At 69.5% G+C, this 17,716-nt stretch carries 13 protein-coding genes; 6 read left to right on the forward strand and 7 right to left on the reverse strand.

Annotation, left to right across the window (positions count from 1 at the left end):
* Positions 1-126: 126 nt before the first annotated feature.
* A complete protein-coding gene (locus ABZT06_RS27100) occupies positions 127-828 on the reverse strand; it encodes an SDR family oxidoreductase (protein ID WP_355746053.1) in 702 nt (233 codons plus the stop codon).
* A gap of 139 nt (positions 829-967) precedes the next feature.
* Positions 968-1,855: a methyltransferase domain-containing protein gene (locus tag ABZT06_RS27105; protein ID WP_355746056.1), complete on the reverse strand. Its 888-nt coding sequence runs from the start codon at positions 1,853-1,855 to the stop codon at positions 968-970.
* A gap of 148 nt (positions 1,856-2,003) precedes the next feature.
* On the opposite strand from ABZT06_RS27105, the gene ABZT06_RS27110 reads away from it, so the two are divergent.
* On the forward strand, positions 2,004-2,792 hold the full coding sequence (locus ABZT06_RS27110; protein WP_355746059.1) for a phytanoyl-CoA dioxygenase: 789 nt from the start codon (positions 2,004-2,006) through the stop codon (positions 2,790-2,792).
* Between the two features lie 88 nt (positions 2,793-2,880).
* On the opposite strand, the gene ABZT06_RS27115 is transcribed toward ABZT06_RS27110, so the two are convergent.
* Entirely contained in the window at positions 2,881-4,590 is a 1,710-nt protein-coding gene (locus ABZT06_RS27115) for a glycoside hydrolase family 6 protein (RefSeq protein ID WP_355746061.1), read from the reverse strand.
* Between the two features lie 66 nt (positions 4,591-4,656).
* Positions 4,657-6,135 (reverse strand): cellulose binding domain-containing protein, encoded by a 1,479-nt coding sequence (locus ABZT06_RS27120; protein WP_355746064.1) that lies wholly within the window; start codon positions 6,133-6,135, stop codon positions 4,657-4,659.
* 251 nt (positions 6,136-6,386) lie between these two features.
* Between ABZT06_RS27120 and ABZT06_RS27125 the strand changes: the two genes are divergently transcribed.
* The 3 genes from ABZT06_RS27125 (at position 6,387) to ABZT06_RS27135 (ending at position 13,062) form a co-directional block, all read left to right on the forward strand.
* Positions 6,387-9,302: a glycoside hydrolase family 48 protein gene (locus tag ABZT06_RS27125; protein WP_355746067.1), complete on the forward strand. Its 2,916-nt coding sequence runs from the start codon at positions 6,387-6,389 to the stop codon at positions 9,300-9,302.
* Between the two features lie 300 nt (positions 9,303-9,602).
* A complete protein-coding gene (locus ABZT06_RS27130; protein WP_355746070.1) occupies positions 9,603-12,272 on the forward strand; it encodes a cellulose binding domain-containing protein in 2,670 nt (889 codons plus the stop codon).
* A 277-nt stretch (positions 12,273-12,549) separates the two neighbouring features.
* On the forward strand, positions 12,550-13,062 hold the full coding sequence (locus ABZT06_RS27135; protein WP_355746073.1) for a hypothetical protein: 513 nt from the start codon (positions 12,550-12,552) through the stop codon (positions 13,060-13,062).
* A gap of 69 nt (positions 13,063-13,131) precedes the next feature.
* Here the strand turns inward: ABZT06_RS27135 and ABZT06_RS27140 are convergent, their stop codons facing one another.
* Complete coding sequence (locus tag ABZT06_RS27140; RefSeq protein ID WP_355746078.1) at positions 13,132-15,015, reverse strand: rhamnogalacturonan lyase; 1,884 nt, start codon at positions 15,013-15,015, stop codon at positions 13,132-13,134.
* A 42-nt stretch (positions 15,016-15,057) separates the two neighbouring features.
* Positions 15,058-16,008, reverse strand: coding sequence for a YafY family protein (locus ABZT06_RS27145; protein ID WP_355746081.1), 951 nt, complete (start codon positions 16,006-16,008; stop codon positions 15,058-15,060).
* A 40-nt stretch (positions 16,009-16,048) separates the two neighbouring features.
* Between ABZT06_RS27145 and ABZT06_RS27150 the strand changes: the two genes are divergently transcribed.
* Positions 16,049-16,528, forward strand: a complete 480-nt coding sequence (locus tag ABZT06_RS27150; protein ID WP_355746084.1) for a hypothetical protein — start codon at positions 16,049-16,051, stop codon at positions 16,526-16,528.
* Positions 16,525-17,001: a hypothetical protein gene (locus tag ABZT06_RS27155; protein WP_355746087.1), complete on the forward strand. Its 477-nt coding sequence runs from the start codon at positions 16,525-16,527 to the stop codon at positions 16,999-17,001. The genes ABZT06_RS27150 and ABZT06_RS27155 overlap by 4 nt, the downstream gene beginning before the upstream one ends.
* On the opposite strand, the gene ABZT06_RS27160 is transcribed toward ABZT06_RS27155, so the two are convergent.
* The gene (locus ABZT06_RS27160; RefSeq protein ID WP_355746091.1) at positions 16,970-17,713 is read right to left on the reverse strand and encodes a class I SAM-dependent methyltransferase; all 744 of its coding nucleotides are present in this window, start codon (positions 17,711-17,713) and stop codon (positions 16,970-16,972) included. The two genes, ABZT06_RS27155 and ABZT06_RS27160, sit on opposite strands and share 32 nt — an antisense overlap.
* Positions 17,714-17,716: the final 3 nt, after the last annotated feature.

A 17,716-nucleotide genomic window follows, 5' to 3' on the forward strand; every position in this document is an offset into this window, starting at 1 on the left:
CGACGGACACAGCCAGCAGCACACCGTGCTGCTCACCGACGGCGGCGTCTACGACAACCTTGGCCTGTCCGTCCTCGAGCCCGGACGCTCACCGCCGGCCGTCGTGTTTCGTGTACGGCCCGCGCGTCAGACGGGCTGTCCGATCGGCCGTACGACCACGGTGTTGATGTCGACGCCCTCCGGCTGCCGTACGGCCCACACGACCGAGGCGGCGATCTGGTCGGCGGTGAGCAGGTGGCCGGGCGGAAGGCTGCCGTAGCTGTCCCAGAACGGCGTCTCCACACGGCCGGGGGCGATCAGGGTGACACCGACGCCGAACTCGGTGACCTCACGGCGGGCGTTCTCGGCGAGCCCGGTCACCGCCCACTTCGTCGCCCCGTAGATGTTGCCGGGCCCGTGGACGAACCCGGCGACGCTGCCGACCAGGACGATCCGGCCGCGGGTCTCCTTGAGCGCGTCGATGGAGGCGCGGATCAGGAGGGCGGGGCCGAGCACGTTGGTCAGCACCATCTCGGTCCAGCCGGCGGGGTCCCCCGCGGCCACGGTGTCATGGGTGGCGAAGCCCGCGTTGGCGACGACCGTGTCCAGCCGGCCGAACTCCTTGAGCGTGCCGTCGACGGCGGCCTTGATGTCGCCGTACTCGGCGGCGTTGCCGACGAACGTCAACAGGCCGTCCGGGTTGCCGAGTTCCTCGGCGAACGCCCGCAATCGCGGCTCGCCCCGCCCGGTGACGGCCACCCGGTGCCCCGCGTCGAGCAGTTGCCGCGCGACCGCGGCGCCGATACCGCTGCCGCCGCCGGTGATGAGCGCGACCGGTGAGTCGGACATGGCTTCCCCCTGTGTTCCTCAGTCACTTTCCGAACGCCAGGGAGTACATCAGTTGAAGCGTTCTCCAAGTCAAGTGCCACGGGTCCGCCGATGGTCGGCGGAGAGGAAACGACGCACGGGGTCCGTCCGGAGGCGCGCGTCAGCCGGTCCGCGCCGCGGTGTGAACCGTGTGCACCGCCAGCACGAAGACATCCGGCCGCCGATGCACACTCACCGCGTCCTCGGGGTCGAGGAGCCGGTCGAGCGTTTCGCGGTCGGCCGAGTCCAGCTGCTCCGCGAACACATCGCGCAGCCGCCCCAGTGACGCGGCGATGTACGCACGCGCCCGATCAGTCGTCGGCGCCGGTAGGTCCAGCAGGAAGCTCCGCGTGCCGGTGTGCCGCAGCCCGGCAGCGGCCATCAGCGCGGGCCAGTCCTCGACCTCGGAGACGGAGTCGGGCAGATCCGCGCGCATGCGTGCGAACCACTCCTCCTCCAGCGCGTCGACCCGTGCCTGGAGCCCCGGCCGCCCGATCCCGATGTCGCGGGGCAGAAAGCGGGCGGGCAGTCCGCCCTCCATCAACGCCAGCGTGCCACCCCGCGCCAGCCGCGAGGCGAAAGCGGCGATCCCGGCCCGCTGGTCGCCCAGATGGTGCAGGCTCCGGCTGGCCCAGAGGAGGTCGACGGGGTAGTCCAAGTCATCCAGGACTCCGGGCAGTTCACCGGACAGGGTCCCGAAGCGGTCCGCGACACCGAGTCGCTCGGCCCGGGCCCGCGCCCGCTCCAGCAACGGCTCGGCCCCATCGGCGGCGACCACCCGGGCCCCCGGGAACGCCTCGGCGAGCAGACAGGACAGCACCCCGGGCCCACTGCCCGCGTCGACGATCAGCCCCGGCTCGGTCTGCTTGTGCCCGAGCCAGGCCAGGGCCCGTTCGTACAGGGGCGTGAACAGTTCCGCCTGGGTCTCCAGGTGCTCGGCCATCTCGGACCAGTCGATGTCGGTGTCGTCGTGGTGGTGGTGACCGTGGGAGTCGTGATCGTGCGCCATGCTGCCAGCCTCTCCTCGGGATGCGGCCAGCGTGCGCCGACGCACCGCGAAGAGGCCGGCGAGGTTGCCGCGACGGCAAAAAACACGGCGTGGCGGACGCAAAGAAAATGAGATGCGTGCGCTCCTGCCGCTCTCCCACGATGACCCCATGGACGACGAACTGGTGGAGCGCTTCCTCGAAGAGGGGTTCGTGAGGATCGAGGGTGCCTTCCCGCCCCGCGTCGCCCAGCACTGCGGCTCGCTGCTGTGGCGGGAGACGGGCTACGACCGCGAGGACCCGGCCTCCTGGAAGGACCCCGTGGTCTGGGTGGCCGACATGGCGCAGGGCCCGTTCGCGGCGGCCGTGAACTCACCGGTGCTGCATGGGGCCTTCGACCTGCTGGTGGGCGAGAACCGCTGGCAGTCCCGCTACTCGCTGGGCAGTTTCCCGTTGCGGTTTCCGCACATGGAGGAGCCCGACGACGCACAAAGAGAGGGCACGGAAGGGACCCCAGCTACCTCCCCCGAGGACGCGCCCGCCGGCATCTACCACACCAACCACCTGCGCTCCAGGGACCGCGCCCTGCTGATGCTGTTCCTGTTCAGCGAGGTCACCGAGCAGGATGCCCCCACCCGTATCCGCGTCGGCTCCCCTCTCGATGTGCCCTCGGTCCTGGAGCCGTACGGTGAACAGGGTGCTTCCTTCCTGGAGTTGGGCCCGAAGGTGGACGAGGCCTCGGCCCACCGCCCCCTCGCCCACGCCACCGGAAGTCCCGGGGACGTCTACCTCTGTCACCCCTTCCTGGTCCACGCGGCCCAGCCCCACCACGGCACGAGGCCCCGCTTCATGGCACAGCCTCCGCTGCTGCCGACGGAGCAGTACGAGTTGAACCGCTCCGACGGCAACTACTCAGCGGTGGAGTTCGCGATACGCCGGGGCCTGGCCAGGGAGAACTGACTGAACTCCGGTTTTTTGGAGGCGCGGGGAACTGCGCGACCAGCCACAACAAACCCGCGGCCGACATCGCACAGCCTCCCGCATCCACTCAGAGCGCCGGGTACGCGTTCTTCATGAGCTCCTGGAACTGCGCCGAGAACCAGTGCCCCGACAGCGGGGCGTTCGGCAGCGCACCGGACATGTTGTTGTTGTTGCGCGGGTTGCCGGTGTACGTCGGGTCGCACATCCGGTCGAAGCCCTTGCCCTCGTCGTTCGCGATCGCGGAGCTGGACCCGTCGGACTCACCCGGAGGCTTGATCCACACGTAGGCGTCGATCCCGGCCGCCGGACTGGCCTGCGGACGCTCACCGAGACCGGCCCCCGCCTGGTTGCACCAGTTGCCGACGTGGATACGCCGGTCGATCCGGCCGCCGTTGACGTAGGTGTCCACGTCCGTGGTGGCACCGGGCCCGGTGGGCCGGGCGGAGCCGCCCCAGCCGTTGCGGGAGGTGTCGATCAGCATGCCGACGCCCGAGGCGAAGCCCTGGTTCACCGCCTCCTGGCGGAAGGCCTGCGCGAAGGAGAGTTCGTCGGTGTACCGGTTCCAGTCCACCCACTTCGACTCGCGCACGGACTTGCCGGCCACGGAGTCGTTGATGGTGAAGTACTGCTCCTTCAGGGCGCTGTAGTTGGCGGTGTTGGTGATGAAGCCCTGCACGTCGTTGACGGTGGCGCCCTCGGCGGTCGCCGCCTGCTTGATGGTCTGGACGGTCGCCGAGAAGTTGTCGTCCCAGCCGATCCAGCCGTGGTGTCCGGCGTCCACGTAGTTGTAGACGTTGGGGGCGTCACCGAGCTTGTTCAGCGCGTAGCCGACGCCCTTGATGTAGTTGCCGTTGGCCTTCATGGTGTCGCAGTTGGCGGTGGCGGTGGCCCGCGGCGAGACGTTGGTGACGAGGTTGGGCAGCGAGTCGATCTCGATCGTGTTGACGATCCTCAGCGAGGCGTACTTGGGGTCGGCGAGGATCGCCGCGATCGGGTCGATGTACTGCGTCTTGTACTTGTCGATCTCCGTCGGGCCGAGTTCGCCGTTGGAGGCGAGCGCGGCGCAGTCACGGCCGGGCAGGTTGTAGATGACCAGCTGGACGACGAGCTGGCCGCTGCCCTTCTGCTCCAGGGCCTTGTCGAGGTGGGCGCGCAGCCCCATCCCGCCGTTGACGCCGTTGATGGCGGCGATCCGGTCGAGCCACACGCCGGTGGGCTGGTTGGAGATCCGGCTGCCGCCCGGCTCGGCGGCGGCCTTCGCGGACCACTCCGGGTTCACGTACACCTTGGCGCCGGCGTACGGGTTGTCCACCCGGCTGCCGGTCCCGGGGTCCGGCGGGTCCGTGGGACCGGTGCCGCCGTCGACGTTGCAGGTCACCCCGTCGAGGGTGAAGGTGGTCGGCAGGGCGTTGGTGCCGCTGTAGGTGCCCTGGAAGCCGAAGCTGACCGAACCGCCGGTGGCGAGCGTGCCGTTGTAGCTCTCGTTGGCGGCGGTGACGGCCGTCCCGCTCTGGCTGATCTTGGAGTTCCAGAAGTTGGTGACCTTCTGGTTCCCGGCGTACGACCACTTCAGCGACCAACTCGACTTGGCCGCGCTGTTGTTGGTGATGGTGACGGCGGTGGTGAAGCCGGTGTCCCACTGGTTCTGCACCTTGTAGTCCACGGTGCAGGGGACGGCGGCGATGCCTGCCTCCGCCGGGGCCACGGCGAGCGCGGTCCCGGAGGCCCCGGCGACGAGCGCCAGGGCAGCGAGGAGCGCTGTTCTCGTACGACTCATGAGTGCGGGTTTCCTTCTCGTTCGCGGGTGTTGTCCGTCGAGCGGGTGCTGTGCGTAGAGCGGGTGCTATCCGTTCAGGGCACGCAGATGGTCACGCAGCCCGGTGCCGAACGCTGTGGGTGTGCCGTCGTAGCCGCTGATCAGGGACGGTCCGGAGGAGCAGTCCCAGGTGTTCCAGGTCCAGCCCAGATACGACAGGCCGCGGTCGTCGAACCACTTCATGACCTGGTCGATGAATCCGTGCGCGCAGGTGTTCTCGCCGATCTCCCCTGCCACGAGGGGAACCTGTGCGGCCACCGGGGCGAGCGTGGAGTTCCAGCAGCTCTCGTTGGCGCAGGTGTTGAAGTTGTACACGTGCCATGCGGCGGCGAGATTGCCCGCCGGGTCGGTGGGTTTGTAGGTCAGCCACTGGCTCAGGTCGTTGGACCAGGCGATACCGCCGGCCAGGATCACGTTGGTCGCGCCGGTGCCCCGGACGCTGTCGACGAGGTCCTGCATGCCGGCGACCTCGTACCCGATGCCCGGGCAGGTGCCGCCGTCCCGCCAGCACTGCCACGCCTGGGTGGTCGTGGAGGTGGCGCGGTCCGGGTAGGGCTCGTTGAACAGGTCGAAGACGACGCTGCGATCGCTCTTGAAGGTGTTGGCCACCGACGCCCAGAAGGAGGGCGTGTACTGCATGTCGGGCATCGGCTTCTGGCAGCTGGCGTGCACGTCGGAGCAGCCGGCGGAGTTGCCGGTGTACTGCCCGTAGGTCCAGTGCAGTTCGACCACGGGTGTCATGCCGTGCGCCTTGACCTTGGCGACCAGGTCCTTGACGGCGTTGATGTAGTTCGTCCCGGCGTAGGCCGGGTTGATGTTGGACAGGCCGAGCCAGCACTCCTCGTTGAGAGGGATGCGGACCGTGTTGGCCTTCCAGTCGGCGATCGCCTTGACGGAGGCGTCGTCGACCGGGCCGTCGAAGATGCCGCGGCCCTGGACGCACATGAACTCGCCACCGGACCGGTTGACGCCGAGCAGCCGACGGGTGGCGCCGTCGGCGTCCACGAGCTTGTTGCCGGAGACCCGGAGGACGGGAGGTGTGCCGTCACCGGGGCCCGACGGAGGGTCCGTGGGGTCCGGTGTGGGTGCGCTGTCCGTGTTGCAGACCGTGCCGTTGAGCTTGAAGGACGTCGGTACGGGGTTGCTCGCGGACCTGGACGCGATGAATCCGGCGCTGACGCTCGCTCCGGTGGCCAGGGAGCCGTTGTAGCTCTCGTTGGCCGCGGTGACCGTCGTACCGGACTGGGACCATTTGGCGTTCCAGCCCTGGGTGAGCTTCTGACCGCCGGCGAAGTCGAAGGCGAGGCTCCAACTGCTCACGGCGGCAGTGTTGTTGGTGATCTTCACAGTGCCCTGGAAGCCGCTGTCCCACTGGCTGGTGACGGAGTACTCCACCGAGCAGGCGGGGGCGGCGCCGGACGCCGTGACCACCGGCACCGTCACGGACCCGATGAGGGCGACGGCGCCGGCAACGGCTAAAAGTACTGAACGCGGGGGGTGTCGCATGAGCGACTCCTTGCAGATCAGCGCGCCGTGACGGACGCGTCGACTGATGGAATCGCTCCCACTGGTGTCAAGGAAGGTAGCGCCAAGTGACAGCAAAGAACAGAGGGGTCACTTGATTTTCCGGCACCCCGTCCGTCGAATCATTTCGACTCTTCAAGCACCTTGACCCCTTGAACCCTCGTCTCCACTATGGGAGCGCTCCCACTGGTTCAAGCCTTGACTTCTCCGAGCCGCACAAGGAGGAACCAGCAATGCCCCCCACCAGGAGACGCCGGACCGTCCGGCGATTGTGGACCGCTGTCGTGGCGGCCATGGCACTGCCGTTCGCGATGCTGAGTGCGGCTTCAACTCCCGCACAGGCAGCGGCAGTTCAGTGCAGTGTCGACTACAAGACCAATGACTGGGGCTCCGGTTTCACCGCGGATCTGACGATCACCAACCGCGGCACGGACGCCATCAACGGCTGGACCCTGACGTACGGCTACGCCGGCAACCAGAAGCTGAGCAACGGCTGGAACGGCACGTGGTCCCAGTCCGGCCAGACGGTCACGGTCAAGAACGCCACCTACAACGCGAACATCGCCGCGGGCGCCGCCGTCACCACCGGCGCGCAGTTCACCTACAGCGGCAGCAACGCGGCCCCGACCAACTTCGCGGTCAACGGGACCAGTTGCACCGGCGCCCACCAGCCGCCGATCACCGTGCTGACCAGCCCGGCCGCGGGCGCGGTCTACACCCAGGGCGACGCGGTCCCGCTCGCGGCGACAGCGGCGGCCGCGGACAACGCGACCATCAGCAAGGTGGAGTTCTACGACAACACCACGCTGCTCGGCACCGACACGACATCGCCGTACTCGCTCTCGGTCTCAAGCTTGACCGTGGGCAGTCATTCGCTGCTCGCGAAGGCGTACGACAGCCTCGGCGCGTCCGGTGAGTCGACTCCGGTCGGCGTCACGGTCGCCTCGGGTCCCGCGGTCGTCGCCTCGGCCACCCAACTGGCCGTCCAGCAGGGCAAGACGGGCACGTACACCGTGAAGCTGTCGACGCAGCCCTCGGCCAACGTGACCGTCACGACGGCCCGCACAAGCGGCAACTCGGGCCTTTCGGTGACCGGTGGGGCCTCGCTGACCTTCACCCCGTCGAACTGGAACACCGCCCAGACGGTGACCATCACCGGCAACGCCTCCGGCACCGGCGCGGCGACCTTCGAGTCGACGGCGACCGGCCTCGCCAAGGCCTCGGTGACGGTCACCCAGATCGCGGCGACGGGCACGTACAACGCCCGCTTCCTGGATCTGTACGGCAAGATCACCAACCCGGCGAACGGCTACTTCTCCCCCGAGGGCATCCCCTACCACTCGGTCGAGACACTGATCGTCGAGGCGCCGGACCAGGGCCACGAGACCACGTCGGAGGCGTACAGCTACCTCCTGTGGCTCCAGGCCATGTACGGCAAGGTGACGGGCGACTGGTCCAAGTTCAACGGGGCCTGGGACATCATGGAGAAGTACATGATCCCCACGCACGCCGACCAGCCGACCAACTCCTTCTACAACGCTTCCAAGCCGGCCACCTACGCGCCCGAGCTGGACACCCCGAACGAGTACCCGGCGAAGCTCGACTCGTCGGTGTCCGTCGGCTCGGACCCGATCGCCGGTGAGCTGAAGAGCGCGTACGGCACGGACGACGTCTACGGCATGCACTGGCTCCAGGACGTCGACAACGTCTACGGCTACGGCAACTCGCCCGGCAAGTGCGAGGCGGGACCGACGGACACCGGACCGTCGTACATCAACACCTTCCAGCGCGGCGCGCAGGAGTCGGTGTGGGAGACGGTGCCGCAGCCGACCTGCGACCAGTTCAAGTACGGCGGCAAGAACGGCTACCTGGACCTGTTCACCGGTGACGCCTCCTACGCCAAGCAGTGGAAGTTCACCAACGCCCCGGACGCCGACGCGCGCGCGGTGCAGGCCGCGTACTGGGCCGACAAGTGGGCGAACGAGCAGGGCAAGGGCTCCGACGTCTCCGCGACCGTGGGCAAGGCCGCGAAGATGGGCGACTATCTGCGCTACGCCATGTACGACAAGTACTTCAAGAAGATCGGCAACTGTGTCGGTCCCTCCACCTGCGCGGCCGGAACCGGCAAGGACGCCTCCAGCTACCTGCTCTCCTGGTACTACGCCTGGGGCGGCGCGACCGACACCTCGGCGGGCTGGGCCTGGCGCATCGGCTCCAGCCATGTGCACGGCGGCTACCAGAACCCGATGGCCGCGTACGCGCTGAGCTCCTACGCCGACCTGAAGCCCAAGTCGGCGACGGGCGCGGCGGACTGGAACACCTCACTCGGCCGGCAGCTGGAGTTCTACCGCTGGCTGCAGTCCAGCGAGGGCGCCATCGCGGGCGGGGCGACCAACAGCTGGGCGGGCCGTTACGCCACTCCCCCGGCCGGTACGTCGACCTTCTACGGCATGTACTACGACCAGCAGCCCGTCTACCACGACCCGCCGTCCAACCAGTGGTTCGGCTTCCAGACGTGGTCGATGGAGCGGGTGGCCGAGTACTACCAGCAGACGGGGAACGCACAGGCCAAGGCCGTCCTCGACAAGTGGGTCAAGTGGGCGCTGTCCAAGACCACGATCAACCCGGACGGCACCTACCAGATCCCGTCGACGCTGCAGTGGTCGGGCCAGCCCGACACCTGGAACGCGTCAAGTCCCGGTGCCAACAGCGGACTTCACGTCACCGTCGCCGACTACACCAACGACGTCGGGGTGACCGCCGCGTACGCCAAGACCCTGACGTACTACGCGGACCGCAGCGGTGACACCCAGGCCGCCTCCACGGCCAAGTCACTGCTGGACGGCATGTGGAACAACTACCAGGACAGCCTGGGGATCGCGGTGCCCGAGTCGCGCGCGGACTACAACCGCTTCGACGACTCGGTGTACGTGCCGAGCGGGTGGACCGGGACCATGCCGAACGGGGACGCGATCAACTCGTCGTCGACGTTCGAATCCCTCCGGTCGTTCTACAAGAACGACCCCGCCTGGTCGAAGATCCAGACGTACCTGGCCGGCGGCGCGGTGCCGTCGTTCACGTATCACCGGTTCTGGGCCCAGGCGGACATCGCCCTGGCCATGGGGTCGTACGCGGAGCTTCTTGAATAGCAGCCCCCGCCGGGCGCTCCGCGGGTTGGACCGTTGTCGACTGCGGGTCCGTTGTGGCTGGTCGCGCCCGCGCGGCGGAGCCGCACATGGATGCAGTCCCGCGCCCCTGAAGGGGCGCACCAGGCACCGTTCCTTCTCCGGAGCCGCTCGAAAGGCTCCGCGTATAGGTCCCGCCACCTGACGGCGGGGCCGACTCGCCGGGCGGCCTCCTCCCGCACTGGGGGCCGCCCGGCAACTCTCACACCTGACGGAAAGCGCTTACTCTCCCCCACTCTCCCCTTTCCGGAAAGGACTCCCCCCGTGCGAAGAACCCGCATCCTCACGGCCGTGCTCGCGCTCGCGGCCGGGCTGCTCGCCGGCACCCCGCCCGCACTGGCGGCCGACGGCACCGCGAAGGTCTCGCTCGCCGCCGACACGTACACCTGGAAGAACGCCCGGATCGACGGCGGTGGTTTCGTGCCGGGCATCGTCTTCAACCGCAAGGAGAAGAACCTGGCGTACGCCCGCACGGACATCGGCGGTGCCTATCGCTGGCAGGAGTCCTCGAAGACCTGGACGCCGCTGCTCGACTCGGTCGGCTGGGACGACTGGGGGCACACCGGCGTGGTCAGCCTGGCGTCCGACTCCGTGGACCCGAACAGGGTGTACGCGGCCGTCGGGACGTACACCAACGGCTGGGACCCGACGAACGGCGCGGTCATGCGCTCCTCGAACCGGGGCGCGAGCTGGCAGAAGACCGACCTGCCCTTCAAGCTCGGCGGCAACATGCCGGGGCGCGGCATGGGTGAGCGGCTCGCGGTCGACCCGAACAAGAACAGCGTGCTGTACCTCGGGGCGCCGAGCGGCAAGGGGCTGTGGCGGTCCACGGACTCCGGGGTCACCTGGTCGCAGGTGACCGCCTTCCCCAACGTCGGCAACTACCAGCAGGATCCGAGCGACACCAGCGGGTACGCCAGCGACAACCAGGGCATCGTGTGGGTCACCTTCGACGAGTCGACGGGTACGTCCGGGAACGCCACCCGGGCGATCTACGTCGGCGTCGCGGATCTCCAGAACTCGGTGTACCGCTCGACGGACGCGGGCGGGACCTGGACGCGGCTCGCCGGCCAGCCGACGGGCTACCTGGCCCACAAGGGGGTCCTGGACGCTGCGGGCGGCTATCTGTACCTCTCCTACAGCGACAAGAGCGGTCCGTACGACGGCGGCAAGGGCCAGGTGTGGCGGTACGCGACGGCGACCGGCGCCTGGACGAACATCAGCCCGGTCGCGGAGGCCGACACCTACTACGGCTTCAGCGGACTGACGGTGGACCGGCAGAAACCCGGCACGGTGATGGCGACGGCGTACAGCTCCTGGTGGCCGGACACCCAGATCTTCCGGTCGACCGACAGCGGGGCGACCTGGACGAAGGCGTGGGACTACTCGTCGTACCCCAACCGCGCGAACCACTACACGATGGATGTCTCGTCCTCGCCCTGGCTGACCTGGGGCGCGAACCCGTCACCGCCCGAACAGGCGCCGAAACTGGGGTGGATGACCGAGTCGCTGGAGATCGACCCGTTCAACTCGAACCGCATGATGTACGGCACGGGAGCGACGCTCTACGGCACGGAGAACCTCACGAACTGGGACTCCGGCAGCCAGTTCACCATCAAGCCGATGGTGCAGGGCCTGGAGGAGACGGCGGTCAACGACCTGGCCTCGCCGCCCTCGGGTGCCCCGCTGCTGAGCGCGCTCGGTGACGTCGGCGGTTTCCGGCACACCGACCTGACCAAGGTCCCGTCGATGATGTTCACGTCCCCGAACTTCACCACGACCACGAGTCTGGACTTCGCCGAGACGAACCCGAACACGGTCGTGCGGACCGGCAATCTGGACTCGGGGCCGCACATCGCGTTCTCCACGGACAACGGGGCCAACTGGTTCGCCGGGACCGACCCTTCGGGCGTGAGCGGTGGCGGGACGGTGGCCGCCGCCTCGGACGGCGGCCGGTTCGTGTGGAGCCCCGAGGGTGCGGGCGTGCAGTACACGACGGGCTTCGGTTCGTCCTGGTCGGCGTCGAGCGGGATCCCGGCCGGGGCGATCGTGGAGTCGGACCGGGTGGACGCGAAGACCTTCTACGGCTTCAAGTCCGGGAAGTTCTACGTGAGTACGGACGGCGGGGCGACCTTCGCGGCGTCCGCGGCGACCGGACTGCCCGCCGGGGACAGCGTGCGCTTCAAGGCGCTGCCCGGCGTGAAGGGTGACGTCTGGCTCGCGGGCGGGGCGAGCGACGGAGCGTACGGTCTGTGGCACTCGACGAACGGCGGCACGAGCTGGACCAAGCTGGCGAACGTCGACCAGGCCGACGCGATCGGCTTCGGGAAGGCGGCCACGGGGGCGTCGTACCAGACGCTGTACACCAGCGCGAAGATCGGCGGGGTGCGTGGCATCTTCCGTTCCACGGACAAGGGCGCGAGCTGGACCCGCGTCAACGACGACGCCCACCAGTGGGGTTGGACCGGCGCGGCGATCACCGGTGACCCTCGGGTGTACGGCCGGGTGTACGTCTCGACCAACGGCCGGGGGGTGATCTACGGCGACTCGTCCGACACGAGCGGCGGAGGCGGCGGCACGGATCCGACGGACCCGCCGGATCCCACTCCCACGGGCGCCTGCACGGTGACGTACAAGATCACCAACCAGTGGTCGGGCGGTTTCCAGGCCGACGTCCAGCTCAGCAACACGGGGTCCGGCGCGTGGACCGGCTGGACACTCGGCTGGACCTTCCCCAACGCCCAGACGATCTCCCAGACCTGGAACGCCGAGTCCACCCAGTCGGGCTCGACGGTCACGGCGAAGAACGTCGGCTGGAACGCCAACGTGGCGGCGGGCTCCTCCGTCAGCTTCGGCTTCACGGGGAGCTGGTCGGGGACGAACGGAAAACCGACCGCGTTCAAGTTGGGCGACCAGAACTGCACGGTTGCCTGACGGGAACACAGGGGGCGCGTGCCGCACCGGGTACGCGCCCTTTCCCTGCGCGTCGAATGCCGAGGTCACAACCGGATCACCCCACCCGCGCGACTCTCACCTTTGCTTCGCAACTCCCGTTACGCTCATTCCCCCACGAAAAACCTGAGGGGGGACCATGTCGTACATCCAGCCACCTCCGCCTCCTGCCCCTCCGCCGCCCGGTTTCGGGCCACCGCCCGTTCCGTCGGCGCCCCGCCCCGGGTGGGCCCGCAAGCGGGTACTCATTCCTGTCGCCGTGGGCGTCCTGCTCCTCGGCGTGGGCATCGGAGCCGCGGGCAACAGCAGCAGCGACGGCGGCAAGAAGGCCTCCGCCGAGCCCGCCCCCACCGTCACGGTCACCGCACCGGCGCAGGTCGACGCCGAGGCGGAGCCCGCTGCGACGGTGACCGTCACCAGGACGGCGACGGCCACGGCGAAGGCGAAGGCCGAGGCGGACACGGCCGACAGCGGCGACGCCGCCCCCAGTGGCAAGGCGGTGTTCAAGGTGTGGGGTTCCGCGCCGGCGGGGGTCGACATCACCTACGGCAGTGACGGCACCAACCTCCAGGGCAACGGGCTGCCGTTGAAGAAGACGCTGAGCGTCGACGAGGGCGCCCTCTACTACCAGGTGACCGCTCAGCTCATGGGCGGCGGGGACGTCCAGTGCTCGGTCACCATCAACGGCGAGACGAAGAAAGGGCATGCCCAGGGCGGCTACAACATCTGCTCCGCGCAGCTCAACAGCGATTTCAGCGGCGGTTTCAGCTAGCCGCCCGGGTGGGTGCGTGCTCCCCGAGGGCTTCCAAGGCTCCCCAAAGGCTCACGCACCCACCGGTGTTCACGGCGTGTACACCGTCGGCCTGGGTGCCGTCGTCATCCCGTCGCCGATGAAGAAGCTCGGGTGCGGGGGCTGGTTGTAGGCCGTGTTCTGCCAGGCCAGGGCCGTGCGGTACGTCGTGTCGTGGAGCAGGGTCGTGATCTTCGTCGTCGTCTCGTACGGCGTGGAGTAGACGCGGAGCGCCTTGTTGTCCGACGTCGGCCAGACGACCTCCTCGCGCCAGTCGCCGAGGATGTCCCCGGACAGCGACGGGGTGGCCTTGGTGCCGTTGTTGGAGTGGACCGAGGCACCGGTCAGGAGGCGGGTGTCCGACGAGGTGCCGTACTTGTCGATGTGGGTGCCGTCGAGGAGTTCGCGGACGGGGTCGCCGTCCCACCAGGACAGGAAATTGGTCGAACCCGGCTTGCGGGTCGCGACCACCGTGCCCTTGGGGCCGCGGATGCCGCTCTCCGACGACGACCAGGACTCGGCGCCCGCGCTGCCCGGCCAGATGTCCCCGGAGACACCCCGGCCGTTGTCGCCGTTGGCGGGAGTGGACCAGATGATCTGGCCGGTCCTCGCGTCCGCCATCCAGGACGACGGCTTCGAACCGTCCTCGTCGACCTTGAACTCCTCAAGGCCCGCGCGCGACGGGTCGAGGTCGCCGACATGCAGCGCGTCGCCGTGGCCGTTCTTGGTGGTCCACAGTCCGGAGCCGTTGTCGTCCACGGCCATCGAGCCGTACACGATCTCGTCCCTGCCGTCGCCGTCGACGTCCGCGACCGACAGCTGGTGGTTGCCCTGACCGTCGTAGCCCTTGCCGGAGTTCGTCGAGGAACTGGTGTCGAAGGTCCAGCGGCGGGTGAAGGCGCCACCCCGCCAGTCCCAGGCCGCGATCACCGTGCGGGTGTAGTAGCCGCGGGCCATGATCAGCGAGGGACGCGCGCCGTCCAGGTACGCCGTCCCCGCGAGGAAACGGTCGACCCGGTTGCCGTACGAGTCGCCCCACGAGGACACCGTGCCCCGGCCCGGCACGTAGTCGACGCTCTGCATCGCCTTGCCCGTCTGGCCGTTGAACATGGTCAGGTACTCGGGGCCGGACAGCACATAGCCGCTGGAGTTGCGGTGGTCGGCCGACCACGAGCTGCCGATCACCGCGCCCGTGCCGTCGACCGTGCCGTCCGCCGTCTTCACGGCGACCTCGGCCTTGCCGTCGCCGTCGTAGTCGTACGCCTGGAACTGCGTGTAGTGCGCGCCGGAACGGATGTTGCGGCCCAGGTCGATCCGCCACAGCCGGGTGCCGTCGAGCTTGACGCCGTCCAGGATCGTGTTGCCGGTGTAGCCGGACTGCGAGTTGTCCTTGGCGTTGGTCGGCTGCCACTTCAGGACGAAGTCCAGTGCCCCGTCGCCGTCGAGGTCGGCGACGGACGCGTCGTTGGCCTCGTAGGTGTAGGCGACGCCGTCCGGGGTCGTGCCGCCGGCCGGCGGGCTGATGGGCACGTCCTTGTAGCCGGCGCGGAGTTGGACCGCGTGGACCGAGTCGGCCTGTTCGACACCGCCGACGATCGCGCGGACCGTGTAGTCGGCCTCGGCCGGCGCGCCGGAGTGGAAGTAGTTGGTGGAGCCGGTGACCGGGGTCGGGTTGACCTTCGTGCCGGCGCGGTAGACGTTGAAGGACACCTCGTTCGGGTCGGTGCCGAGCCAGCGCCAGCTGACCAGGTTGCCGCTGCTGGTGTGCACGCTGACCACACCCCGGTCGAGTTTCTCGACCTGGCGGGCGGTGGCGGCCTCGGCGGAGCCGGGGTTCAGGACGGTGAGTCCCGCGGCCACGAGGGCCGTTGCGGCGGTCACCGCCGAGACGAGGACTCGGCGTCTGCGGTGGGGGCGCGGGTGCGGGTGCTGCACGGGTGAACCTCCGAAGCGGTGGGGCGGACGGGTTCCACCCGCTCAGTCGCCGCACGGGGAAGCCGAGTTGCCGTACCTTTCGGCCAGTTCGGCGATCGTCCGGGACATCCGTTCGCGCAGCTCGGGGGGTTCCAGCACCTCGATGTCGGTGCCCAGGCGCAGGAATTCGCCATGGGCGCGCTCGACGGACTCGATGGGAACCCGGGCGAGGGTCCAACCGTCGGAGCCGGTACGGTCGTCGACCGCCCTCGGCAGCCGCACGCCCGGCGCCAGTCGCACGACCGCCTCGTCCCGGTACAGCCGGTCATGGAAGTCCCGCTGGTGAGCCGTCCAGTAGGCGGCCAGGTCGAAGTCCTCGGGCCGGGCGAACTCCTCGTCCCCACCGGAGAGTTCGAGGATCTGGTCCACACGGAACGTGCGCGGCCCCGGCCCGGCGACCACATACCAGCGCCCCGCCTTCAGCACCAGCCCGTACGGCTCCAACCTCCGCTCCACGTCGGTCGGTTCGGCCCAGCGGCGGTACACCACCCGCAGCACTTTGCTGTTCCACACCGCCTCCGCCACCTGCGTCAGATACGGCGCCTCCTCGGCCTGCGCGTACCACCCGGGCGCATCGAGGTGGAAGCGTCCGCTGATCCGGTCCGCGTGGGCCCGCAGCTCCGCCGGCAGTGCGGCCCGCACCTTCAGCTGGGCCGCGGCGAGGACCGAGCCCAGGCCCAGCTCGGCGGCGGGCCCGGGGGCCCCGGCCAGGAAGAGGGCCTCCGCCTCGTCCGCGGTGAGGCCGGTGAGACGGGTGCGGTATCCGTCGAGCAGGCGGTAGCCGCCGGCATGGCCCGCGTCGCCGTACAGCGGGACGCCGGCCGCGCTCAGCGCCTCCACGTCCCGGTAGACCGTGCGCACGGACACCTCCAGCTCCTCGGCGAGCTGGGCGGCGGTCATCCGGCCCCGGGTCTGGAGCAGGAGAAGGATGGAGACGAGCCGGCTGGACTTCACTGACACATGGTGTCAGTGAAGCGGGCCTAGCGTGCCGCGCATGGCTTTCACCGAGAAGCTGCTGACCGTGCCACCGCCGATCGAGGTCGCCGGGCGGCAGATCAAGCGCTACCACGTCACCTCAGATCCAGCCGGAATCGCTCCCGACGTCGAGAAGGCGGCGTACGGGATCCTCCCGGAGCTGCTGCCGGAGCCGGACGGCACTCCGCCCGCGACCTTCGTCGTGCTCCACCGGGGCACGGACACCGGCGCCTACCTCAACGCCTACAGCTGGGTGTGGGACAACGTGCTCCACTTCCGGGGCGCCGCCGCCGGGCAGCCGGCGCTGCGCTGTCCGGACCTCGACCCCACGCACTTCGTCACACCTGACCTGCCCTGGATCGGCTGCGTGTGGGAGCTCCCGCCGATCCGGCACGAACGGGACGCCTGGGTCCGGCACCTGCTCGCGCCCGAAACCCCGGACCTCGAGGCCTACTTGGCCGATTCCCTGCCCGAAGGAACCACGGGAGACCGTTCATGAGCAGCCCGCACGACTTCGTCTTCCTCCACGGCGACTGGGAGGTCGCCAACCGCCGCCGCGCCGACTTCCTCGACCCGGACAGCGGTTGGGAGGAGTTCCCCGCCACCAGCCGCTGCCTGCCGTTGTTCGACGGGGCCGCGAACGTCGACGAGATCGACATGCCACACCTGGAAGCGAAGGGCGTGACCCTGCGCCTCTTCGACCGGGAGACCGGGCAGTGGTCGCTGAACTGGGCCGCGAGCCGCACCGGGAAGCTGTTCCCGCCGGTCGTCGGGCGCTTCGAGAACGGTCGCGGCGAGTTCTACGGCGACGACACGTACGACGGGAAGGACGTGCGGGTGCGGTTCGTGTGGGCCGGCGTGTCCGCTGCCGCGGCCCACTGGGAGCAGGCCTTCTCGGTCGACGGTGGGGAGACCTGGGTGACCAACTGGACCATGGACTTCAGCCGGCCTTCCGGAACGCCCGGACGCTGAACATCGGGTCGGGGCGCGGGAGTTCCTGGTCGGGCAGTGTCTCCAACCGCTCGGCGAACCGTTCGGTGCGCGGGTCGCCGGGCGGCAGCAGGGTGAACCAGCCGCGCCGCAGGTCGGCGGCGGTACGCCGGGGGCTGCGGACCTGACCGCGGCCCGGGAAACGGGCCCGGCCGGCCGGGTGCAGCAGGTGGGCGGCGGCGTACGACTCGACGAGCGGCGCCGCGTCCGGGGCCGGTCGGCGCGGGCGCGGGGCGAGGACCGCGTCGATGTCGCTGCCCACGTCGTGCGCGGCGGCCTTGTCGACGGTGGTGACGTACACCCCGCCGGGTCTGAGGACCCGGGCGCACTCGGCGACCACGGCCCGGACGTCCTCGGGCCGGTCGAGGAGGTGCAGCAGCCACACGCTGGTGACGGCGTCGAACACCCCGTCGGGGAACGGCAGCGCGCGGCTGTCGGCGAGCACGACCGCGCCGGGCAGCCGTACCGCGGCCGTGCGGGCCATGCCGTACGTCAGGTCGGCGCCCGTCACCCGGGTCGCGGGCCGGGCGGCGGCGAGCCGGCGGGTGACGATCCCGGTGCCGCAGGCCACGTCGAGGAGGCGCCGGGTGTCGGCGGGGATCAGACCGAGTACGGCGTCGGCAGCCGCGGCGGCCCTGGGTTCACCGCCGCGGGTGGCGTCGTAGGCGTCGGCCTCCTTGTCGTAGTCGAGCACCGG

It is taken from the genome of Streptomyces sp. NPDC005483 (assembly GCF_040606035.1).
Lineage (GTDB): Bacteria > Actinomycetota > Actinomycetes > Streptomycetales > Streptomycetaceae > Streptomyces.

What these genes read in the sequence shown, in the direction of transcription:
- ABZT06_RS27100 (WP_355746053.1), bottom strand. Translation starts at nt 828, where the DNA reads ATGTCCGACTCACCGGTCGCGCTCATCACCGGCGGCGGCAGCGGTATC.
- ABZT06_RS27105 (WP_355746056.1), bottom strand. Translation starts at nt 1,855, where the DNA reads ATGGCGCACGATCACGACTCCCACGGTCACCACCACCACGACGACACC.
- ABZT06_RS27110 (WP_355746059.1), top strand. Translation starts at nt 2,004, where the DNA reads ATGGACGACGAACTGGTGGAGCGCTTCCTCGAAGAGGGGTTCGTGAGG.
- ABZT06_RS27115 (WP_355746061.1), bottom strand. Translation starts at nt 4,590, where the DNA reads ATGAGTCGTACGAGAACAGCGCTCCTCGCTGCCCTGGCGCTCGTCGCC.
- ABZT06_RS27120 (WP_355746064.1), bottom strand. Translation starts at nt 6,135, where the DNA reads ATGCGACACCCCCCGCGTTCAGTACTTTTAGCCGTTGCCGGCGCCGTC.
- ABZT06_RS27125 (WP_355746067.1), top strand. Translation starts at nt 6,387, where the DNA reads ATGCCCCCCACCAGGAGACGCCGGACCGTCCGGCGATTGTGGACCGCT.
- ABZT06_RS27150 (WP_355746084.1), top strand. Translation starts at nt 16,049, where the DNA reads ATGGCTTTCACCGAGAAGCTGCTGACCGTGCCACCGCCGATCGAGGTC.
- ABZT06_RS27155 (WP_355746087.1), top strand. Translation starts at nt 16,525, where the DNA reads ATGAGCAGCCCGCACGACTTCGTCTTCCTCCACGGCGACTGGGAGGTC.